Annotated in this window: 25 protein-coding genes and 4 tRNA genes; 20 read left to right on the plus strand and 9 right to left on the minus strand. The window is 60.1% G+C overall.

Annotated elements, in window-relative coordinates:
* The first annotated feature begins 100 nt into the window (after positions 1-100).
* From accD to AC1RMG_RS00140, 10 genes are all read left to right on the plus strand, one after another.
* Positions 101-1,021, plus strand: a complete 921-nt coding sequence (gene accD / locus AC1RMG_RS00095) for an acetyl-CoA carboxylase, carboxyltransferase subunit beta (RefSeq protein ID WP_019094939.1) — start codon at positions 101-103, stop codon at positions 1,019-1,021.
* Positions 1,018-2,325 (plus strand): bifunctional tetrahydrofolate synthase/dihydrofolate synthase, encoded by a 1,308-nt coding sequence (gene folC / locus AC1RMG_RS00100; protein WP_493167863.1) that lies wholly within the window; start codon positions 1,018-1,020, stop codon positions 2,323-2,325. The genes accD and folC overlap by 4 nt, the downstream gene beginning before the upstream one ends.
* The gene (locus tag AC1RMG_RS00105) at positions 2,309-2,968 is read left to right on the plus strand and encodes an SPOR domain-containing protein (protein ID WP_015634906.1); all 660 of its coding nucleotides are present in this window, start codon (positions 2,309-2,311) and stop codon (positions 2,966-2,968) included. Before folC ends, AC1RMG_RS00105 begins: the two co-directional genes overlap by 17 nt.
* Before the next feature lie 98 nt (positions 2,969-3,066).
* Positions 3,067-3,624 carry a CvpA family protein gene (locus tag AC1RMG_RS00110; protein ID WP_019094938.1) on the plus strand — a complete coding sequence of 186 codons (558 nt, stop codon included), beginning with the start codon at positions 3,067-3,069 and terminating at the stop codon, positions 3,622-3,624.
* Between the two features lie 41 nt (positions 3,625-3,665).
* Positions 3,666-5,171: an amidophosphoribosyltransferase gene (gene purF, locus AC1RMG_RS00115; RefSeq protein WP_011060388.1), complete on the plus strand. Its 1,506-nt coding sequence runs from the start codon at positions 3,666-3,668 to the stop codon at positions 5,169-5,171.
* Positions 5,172-5,207: 36 nt separating this feature from the next.
* Positions 5,208-6,419, plus strand: a complete 1,212-nt coding sequence (locus AC1RMG_RS00120; RefSeq protein ID WP_015634907.1) for an O-succinylhomoserine sulfhydrylase — start codon at positions 5,208-5,210, stop codon at positions 6,417-6,419.
* Positions 6,416-7,192, plus strand: coding sequence for an SDR family oxidoreductase (locus AC1RMG_RS00125; protein ID WP_041117029.1), 777 nt, complete (start codon positions 6,416-6,418; stop codon positions 7,190-7,192). Before AC1RMG_RS00120 ends, AC1RMG_RS00125 begins: the two co-directional genes overlap by 4 nt.
* 154 nt (positions 7,193-7,346) lie before the next feature.
* Positions 7,347-7,422: transfer RNA gene (locus AC1RMG_RS00130), tRNA-Val, on the plus strand.
* 59 nt (positions 7,423-7,481) lie between these two features.
* A tRNA-Asp gene (locus AC1RMG_RS00135) sits at positions 7,482-7,558 on the plus strand.
* Positions 7,559-7,660: 102 nt separating this feature from the next.
* Positions 7,661-7,737 (plus strand) — tRNA-Asp (locus AC1RMG_RS00140).
* Between the two features lie 8 nt (positions 7,738-7,745).
* Here the strand turns inward: AC1RMG_RS00140 and AC1RMG_RS00145 are convergent.
* Both AC1RMG_RS00145 and AC1RMG_RS00150 read right to left on the minus strand, forming a co-directional pair.
* Positions 7,746-7,892: a hypothetical protein gene (locus tag AC1RMG_RS00145; RefSeq protein ID WP_262213300.1), complete on the minus strand. Its 147-nt coding sequence runs from the start codon at positions 7,890-7,892 to the stop codon at positions 7,746-7,748.
* A gap of 51 nt (positions 7,893-7,943) precedes the next feature.
* Complete coding sequence (locus tag AC1RMG_RS00150) at positions 7,944-9,227, minus strand: NAD(P)/FAD-dependent oxidoreductase (RefSeq protein ID WP_011060391.1); 1,284 nt, start codon at positions 9,225-9,227, stop codon at positions 7,944-7,946.
* Positions 9,228-9,414: 187 nt separating this feature from the next.
* On the opposite strand from AC1RMG_RS00150, the gene AC1RMG_RS00155 reads away from it, so the two are divergent.
* Positions 9,415-9,491: transfer RNA gene (locus AC1RMG_RS00155), tRNA-Val, on the plus strand.
* Positions 9,492-9,635: 144 nt separating this feature from the next.
* Here the strand turns inward: AC1RMG_RS00155 and catB are convergent.
* The 3 genes from catB to AC1RMG_RS00170 form a co-directional block, all read right to left on the minus strand.
* Positions 9,636-10,271: a type B chloramphenicol O-acetyltransferase gene (catB, locus tag AC1RMG_RS00160; protein WP_011060392.1), complete on the minus strand. Its 636-nt coding sequence runs from the start codon at positions 10,269-10,271 to the stop codon at positions 9,636-9,638.
* Positions 10,272-10,413: 142 nt separating this feature from the next.
* Positions 10,414-11,031, minus strand: a complete 618-nt coding sequence (prfH, locus tag AC1RMG_RS00165; protein ID WP_493167864.1) for a peptide chain release factor H — start codon at positions 11,029-11,031, stop codon at positions 10,414-10,416.
* Complete coding sequence (locus AC1RMG_RS00170; RefSeq protein ID WP_493167865.1) at positions 11,031-12,164, minus strand: RNA ligase RtcB family protein; 1,134 nt, start codon at positions 12,162-12,164, stop codon at positions 11,031-11,033. The genes prfH and AC1RMG_RS00170 overlap by 1 nt, the downstream gene beginning before the upstream one ends.
* Positions 12,165-12,439: 275 nt before the next feature.
* On the opposite strand from AC1RMG_RS00170, the gene AC1RMG_RS00175 reads away from it, so the two are divergent.
* The 6 genes from AC1RMG_RS00175 to AC1RMG_RS00200 all read left to right on the plus strand — a co-directional run bounded on the left by AC1RMG_RS00175 (position 12,440) and on the right by AC1RMG_RS00200 (position 16,829).
* Positions 12,440-12,760, plus strand: a complete 321-nt coding sequence (locus tag AC1RMG_RS00175; protein ID WP_011060395.1) for a helix-turn-helix domain-containing protein — start codon at positions 12,440-12,442, stop codon at positions 12,758-12,760.
* Between the two features lie 88 nt (positions 12,761-12,848).
* The gene (locus AC1RMG_RS00180) at positions 12,849-13,199 is read left to right on the plus strand and encodes a hypothetical protein (protein ID WP_041117035.1); all 351 of its coding nucleotides are present in this window, start codon (positions 12,849-12,851) and stop codon (positions 13,197-13,199) included.
* 343 nt (positions 13,200-13,542) lie between these two features.
* On the plus strand, positions 13,543-14,172 hold the full coding sequence (locus AC1RMG_RS00185) for a lytic polysaccharide monooxygenase auxiliary activity family 9 protein (protein WP_011060397.1): 630 nt from the start codon (positions 13,543-13,545) through the stop codon (positions 14,170-14,172).
* A gap of 45 nt (positions 14,173-14,217) precedes the next feature.
* Positions 14,218-15,684, plus strand: a complete 1,467-nt coding sequence (locus tag AC1RMG_RS00190; RefSeq protein ID WP_015634913.1) for a glycosyl hydrolase family 18 protein — start codon at positions 14,218-14,220, stop codon at positions 15,682-15,684.
* A 163-nt stretch (positions 15,685-15,847) separates the two neighbouring features.
* Positions 15,848-16,309: a DUF2214 family protein gene (locus AC1RMG_RS00195; RefSeq protein ID WP_493168749.1), complete on the plus strand. Its 462-nt coding sequence runs from the start codon at positions 15,848-15,850 to the stop codon at positions 16,307-16,309.
* A gap of 79 nt (positions 16,310-16,388) precedes the next feature.
* A complete protein-coding gene (locus tag AC1RMG_RS00200) occupies positions 16,389-16,829 on the plus strand; it encodes a bleomycin resistance protein (protein WP_125062826.1) in 441 nt (146 codons plus the stop codon).
* Between the two features lie 238 nt (positions 16,830-17,067).
* On the opposite strand, the gene csrA is transcribed toward AC1RMG_RS00200, so the two are convergent.
* Positions 17,068-17,262, minus strand: a complete 195-nt coding sequence (gene csrA / locus AC1RMG_RS00205; protein WP_007920550.1) for a carbon storage regulator CsrA — start codon at positions 17,260-17,262, stop codon at positions 17,068-17,070.
* Positions 17,263-17,527: 265 nt separating this feature from the next.
* Here csrA and AC1RMG_RS00210 point away from each other — a divergent pair, with 265 nt between their 5' ends.
* On the plus strand, positions 17,528-17,878 hold the full coding sequence (locus AC1RMG_RS00210) for a hypothetical protein (RefSeq protein ID WP_011060401.1): 351 nt from the start codon (positions 17,528-17,530) through the stop codon (positions 17,876-17,878).
* 51 nt (positions 17,879-17,929) lie between these two features.
* Here AC1RMG_RS00210 and AC1RMG_RS00215 read toward each other — a convergent pair whose 3' ends face one another.
* The 3 genes from AC1RMG_RS00215 to AC1RMG_RS00225 form a co-directional block, all read right to left on the minus strand.
* Complete coding sequence (locus AC1RMG_RS00215) at positions 17,930-18,619, minus strand: endonuclease (RefSeq protein WP_011060402.1); 690 nt, start codon at positions 18,617-18,619, stop codon at positions 17,930-17,932.
* Between the two features lie 4 nt (positions 18,620-18,623).
* Positions 18,624-18,893, minus strand: coding sequence for a DUF1654 domain-containing protein (locus AC1RMG_RS00220; protein ID WP_015634917.1), 270 nt, complete (start codon positions 18,891-18,893; stop codon positions 18,624-18,626).
* A 187-nt stretch (positions 18,894-19,080) separates the two neighbouring features.
* Entirely contained in the window at positions 19,081-20,169 is a 1,089-nt protein-coding gene (locus tag AC1RMG_RS00225; protein WP_011060404.1) for an asparaginase, read from the minus strand.
* A 338-nt stretch (positions 20,170-20,507) separates the two neighbouring features.
* On the opposite strand from AC1RMG_RS00225, the gene AC1RMG_RS00230 reads away from it, so the two are divergent.
* Positions 20,508-20,957: a hypothetical protein gene (locus tag AC1RMG_RS00230; RefSeq protein WP_011060405.1), complete on the plus strand. Its 450-nt coding sequence runs from the start codon at positions 20,508-20,510 to the stop codon at positions 20,955-20,957.
* Positions 20,958-21,229: 272 nt separating this feature from the next.
* Positions 21,230-22,186: a sugar ABC transporter substrate-binding protein gene (locus tag AC1RMG_RS00235; RefSeq protein ID WP_011060406.1), complete on the plus strand. Its 957-nt coding sequence runs from the start codon at positions 21,230-21,232 to the stop codon at positions 22,184-22,186.
* The last annotated feature ends 2 nt before the right edge of the window (positions 22,187-22,188 follow it).

Below are 22,188 nucleotides of genomic sequence, written 5' to 3' on the forward strand. Positions count from 1 at the left end.
GCAGCGAACTGATCATCGCCGCACACATGAATTTAGCTCAAGGGCATACGCGGGGCTGCGAACCAGAGCGTTCGGGCCGCCGGTACTGGAGAAAGAAAGCATGAGCAACTGGTTAGTAGACAAACTGATCCCTTCGATCATGCGTTCCGAGGTGAAGAAAAGCTCGGTGCCTGAAGGTCTTTGGCACAAGTGCCCATCCTGCGAGGCGGTGCTCTATCGTCCGGAGCTGGAAAAGACCCTGGATGTTTGCCCCAAGTGCAACCACCACATGCGCATCGGTGCGCGTGCCCGTATCGATATCTTCCTCGACGCCGAAGGTCGTGCCGAACTGGGCGCTGACCTGGAGCCAGTGGACCGTCTGAAGTTCCGCGACGGCAAGAAGTACAAGGACCGCCTGACCGCTGCGCAGAAGCAGACCGGCGAGAAAGATGCGCTGATCTCCATGAGTGGCACCCTGCTGGGCATGCCGGTGGTGGTCTCGGCTTTCGAATTTTCCTTCATGGGGGGCTCCATGGGCGCCATCGTTGGCGAGCGTTTCGTGCGTGCCGCCAACTATGCTCTGGAAAATCGCTGCCCGATGATCTGCTTCTCCGCCTCCGGTGGTGCGCGGATGCAGGAAGCCCTGATCTCTCTGATGCAGATGGCCAAGACCTCCGCGGTACTGGCGCGTCTGCGTGAAGAAGGCATCCCGTTCATCTCTGTGTTGACCGACCCGGTCTACGGCGGCGTTTCCGCCAGCCTGGCGATGCTGGGCGACGTGATTGTCGCCGAGCCAAAAGCCCTGGTGGGCTTCGCCGGTCCTCGAGTGATCGAGCAGACCGTGCGGGAAAAACTGCCTGAAGGTTTCCAACGCAGTGAGTTCCTGCTGGAGCATGGTGCGATCGACATGATCATTTCCCGTCAGGAGCTGCGTCCGCGCCTGGGCAACCTGCTGGCCCAGCTGATGGGCCTGCCGACGCCGGAATTCGTCGCGGCACCGGTCGAGCCGATCGTGGTGCCGCCGGCTCCAGCAAACCTATGACCCAACGTACCCTGGGCGAATGGCTCGCCTACCTCGAGCAGTTGCACCCCTCGGCCATCGACATGGGGCTGGCGCGCTCGCAGCAGGTAGCGTCCCAGATGGGGCTGGGCAAGCCGGCGCCCCGGGTGGTCACGGTCACCGGTACCAATGGCAAGGGCTCTACCTGCGCCTTTGTCGCTTCCCTGCTGCGGGCCCAGGGCCTGCAGGTGGGGGTCTACAGTTCGCCGCACCTGCTGCGTTATAACGAGCGGGTGCAGATCAATGGCGTCGAGGCCACTGACGAGCAGTTGTGCGAAGCCTTTGCTGCGGTAGAGGCGGGGCGCGATGAAGTCACCCTGACTTACTTCGAGATGGGCACTCTGGCAGCGTTCTGGCTGTTTCAGCAGGCGGCGCTGGATGCCGTGGTCCTGGAGGTGGGGTTGGGTGGCCGCCTGGATACGGTCAATCTGGTGGATGCCGACCTGGCGCTGGTGACCAGTATTGGTGTCGATCACATCGAATACCTGGGCGATTCCCGCGAATCCGTGGCCTTCGAGAAGGCCGGGATCTTTCGTCCTGGCGCTCCGGCGCTATGTGGCGACCTGGATCCGCCGCAACCCTTACTGGACAAGGCGCGGGAGCTGGGCTGCCCGTTTTTCCTGCGGGGGCGGGACTTTGATCTCGGAGTCACTGACCAGCATTGGCAGTGGCGTGGCCTGGATGCCCAGGGCAAGCCGGTCGAGCTGCAAGACCTGCCATTGCTGGATCTGCCTATGGAAAATGCCGCTCTGGCGTTGCAGGCCTATCTGCTCACCGGTTTGCCATGGCAGCCGGAGCGGATCAGCGCAGCCTTGCGCCAGACCCGGGTTACCGGGCGTCTGGATCGCCGGCAGGTCGACTGGCAGGGCAAGCGCCTGAACCTGCTGCTGGACGTCGGTCACAACCCCCATGCCGCCCAGTACCTGGCTGAGCGCCTGGCGCGCCGGCCAGTGCCGGGCAAGCGTCTGGCGGTGTTCGGGCTGCTGGCGGACAAGGATCTGGAGGGCGTGATTGGCTGCCTGAAAGGGGCGGTCCGGCACTGGGCGGTAGCGCCTCTGGACACGCCGCGGGCGCGCCCGGTGGAGGATTTGCAGCAGGCTCTGGAGAACCTTGGTGCTTCGGTAGCGTCCTATTCCAGTGTGGCTGCCGCGCTGGAAGCGCAATGCGCGCAAGCCACTGCAGATGACGAAATTCTGCTGTTCGGTTCTTTTTATTGTGTTGCCGAGGCGCTTGAGTGGCTCGCCCGGCGCTCCACGGAGGAAGCTGCACATGGCAATGCTGGATAACGTCTACAAGCAGCGAATGGTCGGAGCACTGGTGTTGGTGGCCTTGGCGGTGATCTTTCTGCCAATGCTGTTCTCGCGCGAGGATGAGCAGCGTCATGTGACGGTGGATGTGCCGTCGGCGCCGCAAGCCGCGGCCATGCCGCAGGTCCAGGTCGAGCCGGTAGTTGTGCCTGAGCCTCAGGTACTGCCCGAGGGCTCTGTGCCAGCCGACGAGCACGAGCCTGTGGTGCAACAAGCGCCATCGACCCCGATCGCACCGGCCCCGGTGGTGGCTCCTGCTCCGACCGTGGCCAGCAAGCCTGCGCCTGTGGCCAAGCCTGCGCCGACACCGGCTCCGGTTCCGCCGCAGCCCGTGGCCAGTGCCAAGCCCGATACCAGCCAGAGCCGGGTCGATGCCAATGGCTTGTCCGTCAGTTGGTCGGTGCAACTGGCCAGTCTGTCGAGCCGTGAAAGCGCGGAAAACCTGCAGAAAACCCTGCGCAGCCAGGGTTATAACGCCTATATCCGTTCCGCCGAAGGCAAGAACCGGGTATTTGTCGGGCCGCTGATCGAGCGCGCCGAAGCTGATCGCCTGCGTGACCTGCTGGGGCGTCAGCATAATCTCAAGGGTTTCGTGGTGCGCTTCCAGCCAGAGCGTGGCTAAGGCTATCCGCTTGATTTTAAAAGCACAGTGAATCGCAGCTTACCGACAGCCAAGCGCTCTGTTAAAATGCGCCGCCTTATCCGTCTGTAGGCTGCACTGTGCCATTTACCTGGGTTGACTGGGCGATCGTTGCAATAATCGCCATCTCCGCTTTGATCAGCTTGAGCCGCGGTTTCGTCAAAGAAGCCTTGTCGTTGCTTACCTGGATCATCGCAGGAGTCGTTGCCTGGATGTTTGGTGGCTCACTGTCCGAGTACCTAGGCGGTTATATCGAAACTCCCTCGGCTCGCGTGATCGCGGGCTGCGCAATCATGTTTGTCGCCACCTTGCTGGTGGGGGCAATGGTCAACTATCTCATCGGCGAGTTGATTCGCGTCACCGGCCTCTCCGGGACCGATCGATTCCTCGGCATGGCCTTCGGCGCTGCGCGTGGCGCGCTGCTGGTGGTCGTGGCGATCGGGCTCCTGAGCCTGGGGCCGGTACAGCAGGATTCCTGGTGGCAACAGTCGCGACTGGTGCCACAATTTCTATTGGTTGCAGACTGGTCCAAGAACCTCATATTGGGGTGGAGCAGTCAGTGGCTGGCCAGCGGTATCAGCGTACCCGCTGAAATACCGTTCAAGGAGCACCTCTTACCGGCCAAAACGCCTCAGTAAGATGGGTTCAGTTCAGTTTCATTAAGTAGGGGTTGCGTCGCATGTGTGGCATCGTCGGTATCGTCGGTAAGTCGAACGTCAATCAGGCGCTGTATGACGCGCTAACCGTCCTCCAGCACCGCGGCCAGGACGCTGCCGGTATCGTGACCAGCCATGATGGCCGGTTATTCCTGCGCAAGGACAACGGCCTGGTGCGTGATGTGTTCCAGCAGCGGCACATGCAGCGCCTGGTAGGCCACATGGGCATCGGCCATGTCCGCTATCCAACCGCGGGCAGCTCGACCTCGGCCGAGGCTCAGCCGTTCTACGTCAACTCGCCTTACGGCATCACCCTGGCGCACAACGGCAACCTGACCAATGTGGAGCAGTTGGCCAAGGAGATCTACGAGTCCGACCTGCGCCACGTCAACACCAACTCCGACTCTGAAGTGCTGCTCAACGTGTTCGCCCACGAGCTGGCCCAGCGCGGCAAGTTGCAGCCTACCGAGGAAGACGTGTTTGCCGCCGTCACCGACGTGCACAACCGTTGCGTGGGTGGCTACGCGGTGGTGGCCATGATCACCGGCTACGGCATTGTCGGTTTCCGTGACCCCCACGGTATCCGTCCGATCGTCTTCGGCCAGCGTCATACCGACGAAGGCGTGGAATACATGATCGCCTCGGAAAGCGTTTCCCTGGATGTGCTGGGCTTCACCCTGATTCGCGACCTGGCTCCGGGCGAAGCGGTCTACATCACTGAAGAGGGCAAGCTCTACACCCGCCAGTGCGCCACCAACCCGCAACTCACGCCGTGCATCTTCGAACACGTATATCTGGCCCGCCCGGATTCGATCATTGATGGCGTCTCGGTGTACAAGGCGCGCCTGCGCATGGGTGAGAAGCTGGCAGAGAAGATCCTGCGCGAGCGCCCTGAGCACGATATCGACGTGGTGATCCCGATTCCGGATACCAGCCGCACTGCGGCGCTGGAGTTGGCGAACCATCTAGGGGTCAAGTTCCGCGAAGGTTTCGTCAAGAACCGCTACATCGGCCGTACCTTCATCATGCCGGGCCAGGCGGCGCGGAAGAAATCCGTACGCCAGAAGCTCAATGCGATCGAACTGGAATTTCGCGGCAAGAACGTGATGCTGGTGGACGACTCCATCGTCCGTGGCACCACCTGCAAGCAGATTATCCAGATGGCCCGTGAAGCGGGCGCGAAGAACGTCTACTTCTGCTCGGCTGCACCTGCCGTGCGTTACCCGAACGTGTATGGCATCGACATGCCGAGCGCCCACGAGTTGATCGCCCACAATCGTTCGACCCAGGACGTGGCAGACCTGATCGGCGCCGACTGGCTGATCTACCAGGACTTGCCGGACCTGATCGAGGCGGTCGGTGGTGGCAAGATCAAGATCGAGAACTTCGACTGCGCGGTGTTCGACGGCAAGTACGTTACCGGCGACGTCGACGAGGCCTACCTGAACAAGATCGAGAACGCTCGTAACGATGCGTCCAAGGCCAAGACCCAGGCGGTCAGCGCCATCATCGATCTGTACAACAACTGATCCGAGCATTTTAAGAAGACATTAGGAGTAGGCGGCATGAGTCAGGATTGGGATGCCGGTCGGCTGGACAGCGACCTTGAAGGCGTAGCGTTCGATACCCTGGCGGTGCGCGCCGGCCAACACCGCTCGCCGGAAGGCGAGCACGGTGACCCGATGTTCTTCACCTCCAGCTATGTGTTCCGTACGGCCGCCGATGCGGCGGCGCGGTTTGCTGGCGAAGTGCCGGGCAACGTCTATTCGCGCTACACCAACCCCACCGTGCGTTCCTTCGAAGAGCGCATCGCGGCGCTGGAAGGGGCAGAGCAGGCTGTGGCGACCGCCACTGGCATGGCGGCCATTCTCTCGGTGGTCATGAGCCTGTGCAGCGCCGGCGATCATGTGCTGGTGTCGCGCAGCGTGTTCGGCTCCACCATCAGCCTGTTCGAGAAGTACTTCAAGCGCTTTGGTGTTGAAGTCGATTACGTGCCCCTGGCGGACCTGTCCGGCTGGGATGCGGCGATCAAGAGCAATACCAGGCTGCTGTTCGTCGAGTCGCCCTCCAATCCGCTGGCCGAGCTGGTGGATATCGCCGCGTTGGCGGAGGTGGCCCATGCCAAGGGCGCAATGCTGGTGGTGGATAACTGTTTCTGCACTCCGGCCTTGCAGCAGCCGTTGAAGCTGGGGGCGGACGTGGTGGTGCATTCGGCGACCAAGTTCATCGACGGCCAGGGTCGTTGCATGGGCGGCGTGGTGGCCGGGCGCAGCGAGCAGATGAAAGAAGTGGTGGGTTTCCTGCGTACCGCCGGGCCGACCCTGAGCCCGTTCAACGCCTGGATCTTCCTCAAGGGCCTGGAAACCCTCAACCTGCGGATGCGTGCTCATTGTGCCAATGCCCTGGCCCTGGCTGAGTGGCTGGAGCAGCAGGAGGGCGTCGAGAAGGTGCACTACGCAGGCCTTGCCAGCCATCCGCAGCACGAGCTGGCCAAGCGTCAGCAGCGTGGTTTTGGCGCGGTGGTGAGTTTTGAGGTCAAGGGCGGCAAAGAGGGCGCCTGGCGCTTTATCGATGCCACGCGACTGATCTCCATTACCGCCAACCTCGGCGACAGCAAAACCACCATCACCCATCCGAGCACCACGTCCCACGGGCGCCTGGCGCCCCAGGAGCGTGAAGCGGCAGGCATTCGCGACAGCCTGATCCGCATCGCGGTGGGGCTGGAGGACGTGGTCGACCTGCAAGCCGACCTGGCTCGCGGCCTGGCAGCCTTGTGATCGAGTTGTCCACGCCCCAGGGCGGCGGCAATGGGCGTGTCGCGCTGGTGACCGGCGCGGCCCGGGGGATCGGCCTGGGAATCGCTGCCTGGCTGATCAGCGAAGGCTGGCAGGTGGTGTTGACCGACCTCGATCGTGAGCGTGGCTCCAAGGTGGCCAAGGTGCTGGGTGAAAGTGCCTGGTTCATCACCATGGACGTGGCCGATGAAGTGCAAGTGGCCCAGGGGGTGGCTGAGGTGCTGGGGCAGTTCGGGCGCCTCGACGCCCTGGTCTGCAATGCCGCTGTAGCCGACCCGCACAACATCACCCTGGAAAGCCTGGATCTGGCCTACTGGAATCGGGTCATGGCGGTGAACCTGGGCGGGCCGATGCTGCTGGCCAAGCACTGTGCGCCGTATTTGCGCGCCCATGGCGGCGCCATCGTCAATCTGGCTTCTACCCGCGCCAGGCAATCGGAGCCTGACAGCGAAGCCTACGCGGCGAGCAAGGGGGGGCTGCTGGCCTTGACTCATGCCCTGGCGATCAGCCTGGGGCCGGAGATTCGGGTCAATGCGGTAAGCCCCGGCTGGATCGATGCCCGGGATCCTGCGGTGCGTCGCGCAGAGCCGTTATCCGATGCCGATCATGCCCAGCATCCGGCAGGCAGGGTAGGGACGGTGGAAGATGTGGCCTCCATGGTGGCCTGGCTGCTGTCCCGCAATTCGGGCTTTGTCACCGGCCAGGAATTCGTGGTGGACGGTGGCATGACCAAGAAAATGATTTATCAGGAATAAGGGTGGTAGCGAGTTTGTGGCTGCAAGCCCAAGAGGAGCACCTCAGGCTCTTGGTGCGAAGTTTCTGCTTGCTGCTGTTTTTGAAAAAAACTTCAAGCCTGCTATTGACTTAGCTTCGTTACCTGCGTAAATTTCGCGGCCTCAGCGAAGCAAAGGGTGATTAGCTCAGCCGGGAGAGCGTCTGCCTTACAAGCAGAATGTCGGCGGTTCGATCCCGTCATCACCCACCATTCCCTGAGTCTCTTTCGCAAGAAAGAGGGAAGCTTCCAAGGAAGCCTCCAACCGACGCGCAGCGGTAGTTCAGTCGGTTAGAATACCGGCCTGTCACGCCGGGGGTCGCGGGTTCGAGTCCCGTCCGCTGCGCCATATTTTCCAAGTCAGGTTCGCCTGGCTTGAGATTGAGGAAGCCTCGAAGCTCTTCAATCAGATGATTTAAACGGTTCACATGGACGCAAGTCCAAGCGATACGCAGCGGTAGTTCAGTCGGTTAGAATACCGGCCTGTCACGCCGGGGGTCGCGGGTTCGAGTCCCGTCCGCTGCGCCATATCAGCCTCAAGGATCACTGAACGCCTTGAAGCAACGAAACAAGCCAACAGCTTGTTTCGCATCGGTAGCAAAGACCCTGGTCGCAAGACCGGGGTTTTTTGTTTTCGGGATTCGCTCTTTGGCAGCGTCTTTTGCTTGCTGCTGATCGAACACAAAAAACCGCCTGCTCGGCGGTTTTTTTGTGCTTGTAAGGAGGTTTGGCTTTCAGAAGCCGAGCTTGTCCCGAAGGCTGTAGTACCAAGCGCCCAGGGCGGTGAATGGCGTGCGCAGCAACTGGCCGCCGGGGAAGGGGTAGTGAGGCAGGTCGGCAAAGGCGTCAAAGCGCTCAGCCTGGCCGCGCAGGGCCTCCGCCAGGACTTTCCCGGCCAGGTGGGTGTAGGTCACGCCGTGGCCGCTGCAGCCCTGGGAGTAGTAGATATTGTCCCCCAGGCGCCCAACCTGGGGCAGGCGCGACAGCGTCAGCAGGAAGTTGCCGGTCCAGGCGTAATCGATCTTCACGTTCTGCAGTTGCGGGAAGGCCTTGAGCATCTTCGGTCGGATGATGGCCTCGATGTTCGCCGGGTCGCGGGCGCCATACACCACGCCGCCACCGAAAATCAGGCGCTTGTCGCCGGAGAGGCGGTAGTAGTCCAGCAGGTAGTTGCAGTCTTCGACGCAGTAATCCTGGGGCAACAGGCTGGCTGCCAGCTCATCGCTCAGGGGCTCGGTGGTGATGACCTGGGTTCCGCAAGGCATGGACTTGGCTGCCAGCTCCGGAACCAGATTGCCCAGGTAGGCATTGCCGGCAACGATGATGAATTTGGCGCGGACCTTTCCTTGGGGCGTGTGGACCACCGGATTGGCGCCGCGCTCGATGCGGATTGCCGGGGACTGTTCATAGAGGGTGCCGCCCAGCGACTCCACGGCAGCCGCTTCACCCAGTGCCAGGTTCAGTGGATGGATGTGGCCGCCGCTCATGTCGAGCATGCCGCCCTTGTATTGATCGCAGGCCACGATTTCGCGGATACGCCGCTCATCCAGCAATTCCAGCTGGGTGTGACCGTAGCGCTCCCACAGGCGCTTCTGCGACTCCAGATGACCCATCTGCTTGCTGGTCAGCGCTGCGAATACGCCGCCGTCCTTCAGATCGCACTGGATCTGGTATTTGGCCACCCGTTCACGAATGATCCGGCCACCCTCAAAGGCCATCTGCCCCAGCAGTTGTGCCTGCTTGGGGCCGACGCTGCGTTCGATCACGTCGATATCGCGGCTGTAGCTGTTGACGATCTGCCCGCCATTGCGCCCTGAAGCGCCAAAGCCGACCTTGGCGGCCTCCAGTACGGTCACACGAAAGCCGTTTTCCAGGAGGAACAGGGCGCTGGACAGGCCGGTATAACCCGCACCGATCACGCAGACATCGGTTTCAATCTCGCCTTGGAGCATCGGACGTTCCGGAGCCGCATTGGCCGATGCCGCGTAATAGGACTGTGGGTAGGGAATGTTCGCCATCCTGCGACCTCATGTGTTTAATATATTTTACGAGTGCGCCGATGCTACCTGAGTTGCAAATGAGCTGCCAGACAGAAGAAAAAACTTCTTCATCCCGCGAAAATTAAAAAATTCGCATATTCATAGGCTTAGCTGCAAAAAAGGTGTTGACACCCCTTTGGAATTCCGTAGAATGCCGCCTCACAGCAGGCACGTAGCTCAGTTGGTTAGAGCACCACCTTGACATGGTGGGGGTCGTTGGTTCGAGTCCAATCGCGCCTACCAAACAAAATCCGCTCTGCTGGGCGGTCTAGAAGGGGTTCACCGAAAGGTGAGCCCCTTTTTTGTTTCTGGCCATGTTGATGGCTTTGCACTATCCGCCAAGAAGCCAACTGGCATTGCAGCGCTCGCTGCGATCTTGGCCAGTGATCAGTCGGGGCGGATGTGCTCCTGCCAATGTTCAAACAGCGCCTCGACATTGGCACTGGTCATCAGTGGCATCACTGCTTTCAACTGCTCGCTGCTCCAGTTCCACCACTGCATTTCCACAAGCATCTCGATACGCCGATCATCGAAGCGCTTGCGAATCGTCTTGGCGGGGTTACCGCCGATGATTGCGTAGGGCTCCACGTCCCGTGTCACCAGGGCTCGAGTGCCTATCACGGCGCCATCGCCGATCCTGATGCCCGGCATGACAATGGCTTCGGAACCGATCCAGACGTCATTGCCGATCACCGTGTCGCCTGCGGCTTGATATCCATTCTGCGCGCCCGCGAAGGCCGGTTCCTCGGGCATCCAGTAGAGCGGAAAGGTGCTGATCCACTCGCTTCTATGCCCCTGGTTGCCGGCCATGATGAATGCGGCTCCCGAGCCGATCGAGCAGAAAGAGCCGATTATCAGCTTGTCCGCACCTTCCTCGTGGGGCAGGTAGCGCGCGCACTCATCGAAACTATGGCCGTGGTAGTAGCCTGAGTAGTAGCTGAAACGACCTACTCGAATATTCGGGTGGGTGACTTGCCGATCAAGCGTGATGCCCTTGAAGGGGCTATCGAAGTAGTTGTTCATCGGGACTCTGCTCCATGTCTTCAGCGTCCTCTGCATTTGCCGCATCGGTCACCGGTTCAAGATCTTTTACGTATTGCCCTCTGTAGCCACCAACCTGGTTCAGGGAGCCGTCGTGACGATCGGCTTCCCGAACCAGGGCGGGTCAGTCCAGAGGGGTGAAGGCGCTACCACTGAAGGTACGCACGGCATTGCCCCGTTCAACCCGGTGATGGGCGCCACGACGCTGCAAGCGCAGTTCCTGTACGGATTGCTCTTGCCGATCGGCAAGTCGTTGCTGGATCAGTAGACGAGCCAGGCGCTTGTTATCGTGCTGGCTGCGTTCGGACTGCACCTTGACGCTGATGCCGGTCGCTACATGGGTGGCACGTACCGCGGAGTCGGTCTTGTTCACATGCTGCCCGCCAGGGCCGGAAGCGCGCATGGCCTCGAAGCGGATCTCGCCGCCTTCGGCTTCTTCAGGGGCGCTGAATGGCTGGCCGGCGAAATACCAGTTCTTGCGTCGATGTGCGGGCCGCAGAGGGCTTTTGCAGATCCACAGCAGGGTGCCTGTCCAGCGTCGAGCCAGGTGTGCGGCGTGCTCGCCATCCAGGCTGACCAGCACCGAGCGATGGGCGTCGCGAGCCTGGCTGGCAACCTGCTCGATGATGCCGAGGCGCACGTTCTGCGCTTCGGCTTCGTGATGCAGGCGGCGTAATGCGTGGGTTACTGCCAATTCGCATTCGGCAGGCCCTTGGGCGGAGGACAGCTGTAGCAACATCATCAGCAGCACCCCCGGCGTTTGTAGGTCAGTACCGGTTTGAGTCGGGCGATGATCTTCACCAGGCCGGCGTCGCGCAGGCTGCCCACCACGCTGTCGATGCTCTTGTAGGCTTCGGGAGCCTCTTCGTACATCAGGCCGCGGTCCTCGCAGATCACTCGGCTGCCCAGCTGGGTGCGCTTGAGTTGATCGAAGCTGAAGCGCGTTGCCAGCCGGCCCTTGCAGTCGCTGCGCAGCCACTTGCGCCCGGCGCCGTGCGCCAGGGAGTAGAGGCTGAACGATTGGGGGAGCGGTTGCACCAGGTAGCTGTAGTCGCCACGAGAGCCGGGAATCACCACCGGACCCTGGTCCGATGGCGTGGCGCCCTTGCGATGCAGCCAGCCCGATACGCCGTCGACCTGCGCCGCAGACACCAGGTTGTGATTGATATCCAGCAGCGGCTGGCCCTTGGCCCGCAGATTGTGCAGCAGGCGCTCGGCGATCAGCCGTCGATTGGCCTCGGCAAAGCGCAAGGCCTGGTCGTGCTGCTCCAGGTACTGGGCGCCGGCGGTGCTGGTCATCAACAGGCCGTTGTGGCCGTGTTGGTCGACGTGGCTGCGCAAAATGGCCTCTCCCAGGCCTCGGGAGCCGCTGTGCACCAGCAGCAGCAAAGCTTTCGAGTCCAGTGCCAGTGCTTGCAGGGCGTCGGCGTCATGGACCTGATCGAGTTGTTGCAGTTCGGCGAAGTGGTTGCCGCCGCCGATGGTACCCAGGGAGTGCTCATGACCGCTGACAGGCAATGCCAGTTGCGCGCGTTGTTCATCCCACTGTTCATCCAGAGGCAGGTCGATATTGCCGATTTTCTTTTCCAGCTTGTCGAGGTTGAGGCGAGTGCTGGAGAGGTCGGTTTGCCACAGCGCCATGCCGCAGCCGATGTCGTTGCCCACCAGCGCCGGGTAGGCCACTTCGGTGGAAAAAAATGCCGCGCCCACCGGATAGCCCCGGCCTGGATGCAGGTCGGGCATGCCGACGACCTGGCGCATGCCGGGCAGTTGTGCGGTGGTGTGCAGTTGCTGGAGCGCTTTGTCTTCGATCCAGGTGGTGTCGGAGGCGATCAGAGAGACGCCGTTCGACAAATGACGGATGCAAGTGTCCATGTCCAATTCCTGATTGGAAAAAAAATATTCAGGTAGTGGCAGGACGAAGCGGGGGTTAAGCGAAGGCGCTAGCGGGTAGCGGTTGCAGCGTTTAAACCAGGCACGTCCTGCAAGGGGTGATCAGCTGTTGCATGGTGGATCTCCTTGGCAAAAGTGTGGAAAGGGCGCGCAGGTTAATCTTTTGCCCGGGGGCTGGCAATGGTGTGGGCAAACAAAGTGCACCTTCTGCGGCCGCTACGGTCGTAAAACCATCACCTTGTTGAATGAGGATGGTTATGCAGACCTTTGGTGAGCGCTTGAAAGAACAGCGCAAGGCGTTGGGGCTCTCCCAGCAGGAATTCGGTGCCATTGGCGGTGTTGAAGCCAACGCCCAGGGCCGTTACGAGAGCGGTGAGCGGGTGCCCAAATCGGATTACCTGATGGCCATCGGGCGCCACGGCGTTGACCTGCTTTATGTGTTGACCGGCGAGCGCTCGCGCTTGTCCGAGGGCAGCCTGAGCCTGGATGAAAGCACCATTATTCAGAACTACCGCCACCTCGGAGATGAGGACCAGGAGGCGATCGCCCAGCTGGCGTCCTCCCTGGCGGAGTGCTGAGTGGGCGCGGGGGAGTTTTTCTGCTGTTCGCGCGCCTTTTTAACGCGGCCTGAGCGATACTCTCGCGTTTTCAGGACGAGGAGGCAGCATGCGGGTTTTGATGGCGGTAATGGTGGCGGCGCTATTGGCTGGCTGTGCGAGCTCTACCATGGATGAAGCTCGGGCCCGAACGCCCAACAAAACCCTGGCCTCGGCCAAGGCTGATCAACTGGTAGCGCAATGTGTGCAGTTCGCCTGGCAGGACGAGTCGGTCTTTGGTGTCGATGCCGCTGCCTATCTGCAACCGGGCAAGGCTGGGGGGTACACCGTGTATACCCGTTCCGCCGAGACTTTTGTCGATATCAAGGCCGAGGCCGCGACGACCACCGTCCACTTTTATGCGGTTGCAGACAGCTATGTCTCGAAGCGCCGCCTGGCGGCGCTAGCGACCTGTCTGTAACGCAGAGGATAGTCACTGGCGTTGGCATTTGACGCTATCAGGTACAAACCCGGCATCGGCCGGGTTTTGTCATTTCTGGGGAAGGGTTTCCAGCTGGTCAGGCCAGCTGTTATTGGCGATCTGTGGAAACACCCAATAAGCCTGTAGCAAAGCGTGTAATACATTGCCTCTTCAAACTGTCAGTTGAAATAAGGAAGTCCAGGGATTAAGGGGGCTAGGGCGGACTTTTGTAAATTGTCCTGAATGGTTAGTTTTTGTGGTGATGAAAAAAGCAGGGAAAAGTGCGCTAAGTTGAGGGTGCTCAATAAGGAGCAGTAGTTAATTAATCAATGGAGTGAAAGATATGAATAAGCCACAGGCTCAACTAAAACATGGTCGCGTTGTTTCTCCGTCCAGCCGCGGTGCGGTAGCGGTAGAACTGGGGCTGCTGGGAACCTGGCAGGTCAACGAGATGGAAGGCGGGAAAAACTTTCCGGCCCTCGCCGCCGGTCCTTTCCCAAAGCCTTACGACAGCGATGTGGCCAGTGTCGCGCCACCCGCCGATGGTCATATTCTCAGTGGCGGCAAGGTTGATGATCGCGATTGCATCAACTTCACCAACGAGGAAATGTCGAAAAAGATCAACCGGCCCTTCACTTGGCCGCTGGTGAACGTGAACCCGGGCCAGGTGTTCCAGGTGCAGTGGGAATACACCGCACCTCACGTTACCCGGGGCTATAACTGGTTCATCACCAAGGACGGCTGGGACCCGAAACAGCGCATCAGTCGCGCCCAGCTGGAACCCCAGGCTTTTTATCAGGACTTCTACACCGAAGTGCCATTCGACAAGTTCGGTTCGGTATTGAAAGCCAAGACTCATCATGAAGTTGTGCTGCCCAAAAATAAAAAGGGCCACCATGTTGTAGTACTGGTGTGGATTGTTGCCAATACCGGCAATGGCTTTTATCAGGCTTTCGATCTGGACTTTAAATAAGTTTCAGGTAGTTAACATTTTCTGAAAGTTCTGAAGGATTAGAACGTGGATAAGATCGATTTTGCATTAATCAAGAGTCAGGCCGCAGATGCTGCTTCCCTGATGCCGAGCATTGCCGGCAAGAAGGTGCTCATGGGCTTCTGGCACAACTGGGCCGCCGGTCACAGCGACGGCTACCAGCAGGGGCAATTCGCCAACCTGGATCTGGTGGACGTGCCCAAGGAATACAACGTGGTTGCAGTGGCCTTCATGAAGGGCAACGGTATTCCCACCTTCAAGCCCTACAACCTTTCGGACGCCGAGTTCCGGCGCCAGGTGGGCGTGCTCAACAGCCAGGGCCGGGCGGTATTGATCTCTCTGGGCGGCGCCGATGCCCATATCGAATTGCACAAGGGCAACGAACAGCCCCTGGCCAACGAAATCATCCGTCTGGTGGAAACCTACGGCTTCGATGGCCTGGATATCGACCTGGAGCAGAGCGCCATCGACTTTGCCGACAACAAGAGTGTGCTGCCAGCCGCCTTGAAGCTGGTGAAGGATCATTACGCCGGCCAGGGCAAGCACTTCATCATCAGCATGGCGCCTGAGTTTCCCTACCTGACCAGCAATGGCAAGTACGTGGCCTACCTGCAGGCCCTGGAAGGCTATTACGACTTTGTCGCGCCGCAGTTCTATAACCAGGGAGGCGACGGGCTCTGGGTGCAGGAGGCCAATGGCGGGCAGGGCGCCTGGATCGCCCAGAACAATGACGCGATGAAAGAGGATTTCCTCTACTACCTGAGCGAAAGCCTGGCCTCCGGTACCCGCGGTTTCACTCGCATTGCCGCGGACAAGCTGGTGATAGGCCTGCCAAGCAACGTCGATGCCGCGGCCACCGGCTATGTGATCGACCCGTCGGCGGTGAGCAATGCGTTCAAGCGCTTGCAGGGCGCCGGTCACGCCATCAAGGGGTTGATGACCTGGTCGGTGAACTGGGATGCCGGCATCAGTCGGCAGGGCGTGCCCTACAACTGGGAGTTTCGTCATCGCTATGCGCCGCTGATCCATGGCGATGGCGGTGAGCCGGAGCGCCCAGGTGCTCCTGGAAACCTGATGGTACTGGGCACCAGTCGCAGCAGCGTCAACCTGAGCTGGGGTGTTTCCGGTAGTGTGCGGCCGGTGGAGTTCTACACCTTGTACCGCGACGGCAATGCGGTCGCTCGCACTCCCTCTCCGGGCTTCGAGGATCAGGGGCTGAGTGCGGACACCCAATACAGCTATTTTGTGACCGCTACCGACACTCAGGGCCAGGAGTCGCTCCCCAGTCGCAGTGTGAGTGCCAGGACCGCAGGCGGTGCGGTCGATCCGAGCTTTCCCGAGTGGCGCACCAGCCAGCACTACCTCAGGGAGGATGGAGTGACTTACGAAGGCAATCGTTACCTGTGCCTTCAGGAGCACACCTCCAACCCGGGCTGGACGCCATCCGTAGCGTTCACCCTGTGGAGCAAGGTGCTGCAGGAGCGTCATGGCTGAGTTGTGACGGCCATTGATGAAGTTGAGTGGCCAGGCGGTTCTTGCGGAAGTTGTCGATCCGTGCGAGCCGCCTTTTTCGTTTCCGCTGGCCGGCAACAGCCCGGGTTATGAGCTATTACTGAGCTGCCCGGATGTGTCGATCAATCAAGCGGAGATGAGCTCGATGTTGCAGCAATGGTTGCTGGCGGCTGTGCATTTGCTGGCGTTTGCCAGTGCCTTTGCCGGGGTACTGGCGCGCGCTTCGGCATTGCGTCGCCTGAGCGGCGGCGCTGCGGCGCCCGGGCAGGTGTTGCGGGCCGACAATGTCTGGGGGCTGATGGCCGCGGTGTTGTTGATCACCGGGTTGTTGCGGGCTTTTGGCGGTTATGGCAAGGGTGCGGAGTATTACCTGCACCAGCCGCTGTTCCACCTGAAGATGGCGCTGTTCGTGATCATCCTGTTGCTGGAGATCCTGCCGATGCTGACCTTGATCCGCTGGCGCATGGCCCTGGGGCGAGGGGGGGCGCCACAGATCGGGCGGGCGCTGCTGTTCGCCCGTATCAGCGATGTGCAGGCCCTGCTCATGGTGTTGATGGTCATCGCCGCCAGCGGCATGGCGCGTGGGGTGACCTGGGCTCAGTTGTAATCATTGGTAAGCGGGGCTGCACTGCGTGGCTGCTTGAGAGTAGGCTCGCGGCTCTATCAATGAGCAATGGAAGCCTTCGATGTTTCAAATGAATGACCTGGTGCCGGAGATGCTGGTCACCGACCTGCAGCGCAGTCTGGCCTTCTACTGCGATCTTCTGGGCTTCAAGGTGGAGTATCAGCGGCCGGAACACTTCTTTGCCTTCCTCTCCCTCAATGGTGCCCAACTGATGCTGGAGCAGGATGATCAGCAGGAATCGGAGTGGCGCGTGGGGCCCTTGCAGGCTCCATTTGGCCGCGGCATGAACCTGTCCATCGAGTGCCCGGATATTCGCCAGTTGGCATCCGCCCTGGCTCGGGCGGGCATTGCCTTGCGTCGAGAGATTCAGGAGTGCTGGTACCGTCACGACGAATTGCTGCACGGCGAGTTGAACCTGCTGGTACTCGACCCGGATGGTTACCTGCTGCGCTTTACCCAGGACCTGGGCTTCAAGCCTGTGGAGCCTGCAGCGGACGCCTGACCGCCGCACCGGTGCGCCGCCTGCAATGCAGCGGCGGCGTGTGTCGGGAATCAACGGTCGGGCTCGCTATCGCGAAAGGGCGATAATCAGTGGTTGACGACAGTCTGATGGGCGGGAATCTGCTGTGGCTGCAACCGGGCGAGGGTGTGCGGGCCGTCTGCGGGGAAAAGCTCAAGGCAAACAAGACAGGCGCTGCGCCAGCCGTTGTGCGCGGGCAAAAGGCTGGTGCTCATGCTGTTCAGGGGGTTTCGCGTTTGTCCGGAGCGGTCAGGCCTGCCTGAATGCGTTGATAGATTTCTTCACGGTGTACCGCGACGTCTTTTGGCGCGTTGATACCAATGCGCACTTGCTGGCCGCTGACGCCGAGAATGGTGATCGTAATGTCGTCACCGATGTTTATGCTTTCACCGACTTTGCGGGTGAGTATCAGCATGATCTTCTCCTTGATAGCTTTGTAGGGCACCAGATTCAAACAGTGCAGAGGTCGGTCTTAGGTATAGATTAGTGCGAAGTTCCACTGAGTGGGTGCCTCTTTCTGACGCGCAGAAGATCTATTAATTCCCAAGGCGCAACTATACATAGGCAATAAATATCATTCTTCCTGTTTCGGTCCGATTTTGTGACGAGGTCTCTCGGGTCATGAGTGCTAAAATCGCCACCTCAGACTTTCTAGGGGTTAGGTTGTGCGCACAGTAGCGATGATGATGGCGGTATTGGCGTTGGCCGGTTGTGGGGAAGGCAAGCGGGTCGAAGCGAACAAGAGCACGGCGGTGGCAGTACAGACCCAGCCGGCCTCGACCGAGCCGCAATGGGATGTGCTGGTGGGCAGCCCGCTCCCCCTGGCGGTGAGTGACCTGACCGGCTGGCTGATCGAGCACGGGGTGATTTCCAATGTGGTGACCGTGGACGGCAAGCGTCTGGTCGTGGTCGGTCCGTTTGCTTCCCAGGCCGAGGCCGAGGCGAAGAAGAATGAAGTGACCGAAAAGCTGGTCAAGGCCAAGAAGCGTGACATCGAAGTCACGGTCATCGAGCATCAAGCCGCGCAGTAAGCCCGTTTCCATAGGCTCAATGATCGCCCGCCACCCGCGGGCGATCTGCGTTCAGCCACAAGCCTTGAGGTTGACTGCGCCGACGAATTCATTGCCGCGCCCCATCACGCAAGCCACGCTCTGATTGCGCTGGCGCTCCCAGGCCTGTACTGGATAGGTCTTGTTCCAGGCTTCGAAGAGCTGACGATCCTGTTTGGAAAGGCGCAGGCCGTACTGCTTGCTCATGTAGAAGTAGGTGCGGGCGATCATCCCGCGAATCGAAGGGCGAGGCATGACCTTCTTGGCCTTGAAGTCGACCTGGGTCAGGCACGAACCGTACTGGCCCGATTGTTCCGGCAGCCAGCCGAAGCTGAAATTGCTGCGATCACCATTCACTTCGCCAATGCTCGGTACCAGATTGTGCAGGTCGGCCTCGGCGCGCTGATAGACCGAATCGGTGCGTGTGCAGTTCTTGCGACCGCCTTGTTGCCAGCACTGGCGCTGATGGCCGATCTGCCAGGCCGGCACTATATGCTCCCATTCAATGCGTTCGGCGCGTTTGGCGTTCTTGCGCGGAACATAGCCGCAGGCCGCCAGGTTCACCCGGTTGCCGTTGTATTTGCAGCCGCAATAGAACTCGGTGGATTGGGGGGCGTAGAGCTTCCAGGCGACTTTCTTGGCTTCGCTGAAGGTGCGGGGTGCATCGGCTTGGGCGGAACAGGCGAGAAACAGCAACAGCAGGGCAAAACAACGGACACTCATCGACTCAATCTTCCTTCGGCACGACCCAGAAAATCTGCACACCGCCATCGTCGCGGTAGGCGAGGGTGACGTTATCGTTTTCGGCGATCTCCTCCAGCAGGCGTTCCCACTCATCCTGTGGCTCATCGGCGAGGCGGAAGATCAGCGCTGCCTTGGCCTTTTGTGCGGTGGGAGAGTTGATGATTTTCTGGATGCGCACACCCAGGCGTTCGTAGGAGCTGAGGGGCGTTTGGGTCGTGGCCACGGAACATTCCTTATTAAGCTGTACGTGCATACAGTATTTAACTGTAGGGCATTTCGCAACTGCTTAAAATTCAAGAAGTTCCTCTGACAACGCTTTATGCATTTGTCTCACGAGGAGAGCAGATTTTTTTGCATGGGGGAAAGGCGGGGAACCACCCGCCCGGGCGGGCGAGTGGTTGCAAGCATGCTCGACCGGGGCCGGTCGAGCAGAGGGGCTGTCAGTATTCCCAGAACATGCGTTGCAGTTCCTTGCTGTCCTGGGTCTTGGTCAGGGCGACCATGGCCAGGATGCGGGCTTTCTGCGGGTTCAGGTCATGAGCCACGACCCAGTCGTACTTGTCGTCAGGCTGTTCGGCGTTGCGCAGTACGAAACCGCCGGCATTGACGTGGGAAGAACGAATGATCTGTACGCCATTCTTGCGCAGTTCCTGCAGGGCAGGGACCACACGGGAAGACACCGAGCCATTGCCGGTACCGGCGTGGATGATGGCTTTGGCGCCACCTTGGGCCAGGGCCTTGTAGGCGGTGTCGCTGACGTTGCCGTAGCCGTAGGCGATTTCTACGTCAGGCAGGCTCTTGATGTTCTTGATGTCGAATTCCGAATCCATGGTGTGGCGCTTGGCTGGCAGGCGGAACCAGTAGGATTTGCCTTCCACCACCATGCCCAGTGGGCCCCATGGGCTCTTGAAGGCTTCGGTCTTGATGTTGATCATCTTGCTGACATCGCGGCCGGACTGGATTTCATCGTTCATGGTCACCAGTACGCCTTTGCCGCGGGCGTTCTTGCTGCCGGCCACAGCCACAGCGTTGTACAGGTTGAGCATGCCGTCAGCCGACATTGCGGTACCCGGGCGCATGGAGCCGACTACAACGATTGGCTTGTCGGTCTTTTCCACCAGGTTGAGGAAGTAGGCGGTTTCTTCCAGGGTATCGGTACCGTGGGTGATGACGATGCCATCGACGTCCTTGCTGTCGGCCAGTTCGGCAACGCGGCGGCCCAGTTGCAGCAGGTTTTCGTTGGTGATGCTTTCCGAGGCGATCTGCATGACTTGCTCGCCACGCACGTTGGCCAGTTGGCTCAATTCGGGGATGCCGGCGATCAATTGTTCGATGCCGACCTTGGCCGCCTGGTAGGTGGCACTGTTGGCCGCGCTGGCGCCGGCGCCGGCGATGGTGCCGCCGGTGGCGAGAACCACGACGTTGGACAGTTTCTGTTGGGTTTCAGCTTCTTTGGCTTGCAGGGCTGCAGGTAGAAGCAAGAGGAGGGCCAAAGCGCCCGGGGCGAAGGATTTGAAGGCAGATTTCATTATTTTCTCTCTAGTAGTGAGACGGTGCTGATGCAGGTTCATCTAGAAACACCCCGGCGGCAGATCTGTATGCGCCGGGGCAGCGAGGGTGGAGCAGGATCTGTACCAGCGCTACCTTGGCTGGATGACTATTTTAAGTTACTGATTTATATCAATTTTATTTCTGTTTTTATGCGTAAGAAATCATGTGGCGTCCGGGTTTCCGAACGTTTTCAAGGTGGTGCGTTCGGCAATCCGAAAATGCTCGTCACAAGTCCCGGGATGACTTCTCGCTCATCCATTAAAGATTGTTCTGCAGCGGTCGATGATCCTTCTAGGATTTTTCACCAGGAGTTCCCATGTCACTGTCAGTAGGATTTCCAGGGGCAGGAGCCATTCTGATCAATGGCAAGTCGCCCGCGACCATCGATGCGTTGAGTAATGCCGCCGCCGAACAGGCGTCTACGGCGTTGGGTACCGACGAGTCGGGCACTTTGCGGGTCGGCTCCAGCAAGCAGGCCGAACAGTCTGAAAGCGAAAGCCCAAGCGAAGACAAGCACGGCATCGTGGTAAAGATGCTGCTCAAGCGCATGCAGGAGCTGCAGCAGCAACTTCGCGAGCTGCAACAGCAACTGGCTGCCGCCCAGGCCGCCAACTACCCAACCCCTGAGGCCAAGCAGACGGCAGTGATGGCCATTCAAGGGCAAGTCGCCGATACCAACGGCGCGCTGGCGGAAGTCTCTGGCAACCTGGTCCGGGAGTTGGCCAAGGAGTCGTCTTCCGGTGGCCTGGTGAACACCACTGCCTGAATCATCAGCCTGTCCGGGAGCATTTTTCGGGCAGGTTTTTCTCCTCGTGGCCGGCTGCGGATGGCTACCCACTCTCTCTGATCGCACTTTGAACAGCGTTGACAAACGCTGGCGAGGTTCGCATAGTTCGTTTTACGCAAACGTTTGCGCGGCCTTCGGACAAGGATAATCGTCTATCTTTGCAAGGTTCGCCGTCGGCCAGTGGGGCTGCCTACCTGGCGGTTCCGTTTGACGAACGCTGCTCACAATAATCATAAGATCGGAGTGAACCCATGAAGCTGCCCTTTGCTGGACGTCTCCTCGCTGTCGCCGTTCTCGCCGCTGCATCCGCGGCCCTTCCTTTTTCCTCGGCTCAAGCCGATACCCCGCAGAAACCCAAGGTCGCCCTGGTCATGAAATCCTTGGCCAACGAGTTCTTCCTGACGATGGAAGATGGTGCCAAGGCCTATCAGAAAGAGCATTCCGCCGATTTCGACCTGGTGTCCAACGGCATCAAGGATGAAACCGATACCGCCAACCAGATCCGCATCGTCGAGCAGATGATCGTCTCCAAGGTCAACGCCCTGGTGATTGCCCCGGCTGACTCCAAGGCCATGGTTCCGGTGATCAAGAAGGCCGTGGACGCCGGGATCACGGTGATCAACATCGACAACCAGCTCGACCCCGGCGTGCTGAAGAGCAAGAATATCAGCGTGCCTTTCGTTGGCCCGGACAACCGCAAGGGCGCGCGTCTGGTGGGTGAGTACCTGGCCAAGCAGCTCAAGGCCGGTGACGAAGTGGGAATCATCGAAGGGGTTTCCACCACCACCAACGCGCAGCAGCGCACCGCCGGCTTCAAGGATGCAATGGAAGCCGCGCAGATCAAGGTGGTGTCGCTGCAGTCGGGCGACTGGGAAATCGACGCCGGCAATCGTGTGGCCTCGGCCATGCTCAGCGAATACCCGAACCTCAAGGCATTGCTGGCCGGTAACGACAGCATGGCGGTGGGCGCGGTTTCGGCAGTCCGGGCTGCCGGCAAGGCAGGCAAGGTGCAGGTCGTGGGCTACGACAACATCAACGCCATCAAGCCGATGCTCAAGGATGGCCGGGTCCTGGCCACTGCCGATCAGTTCGCTGCCAAGCAGGCGGTGTTCGGTATCGAGACCGCGCTGAAGATCCTCAAGGGCGAGAAAGTCGACAGCGGCACCAATGGCGTGATCGAAACTCCGGTTGAACTGGTCACTCAGTAGTC

The sequence above is a fragment of the Pseudomonas sp. GW822-FHT04H02 genome, from assembly GCF_058800645.1.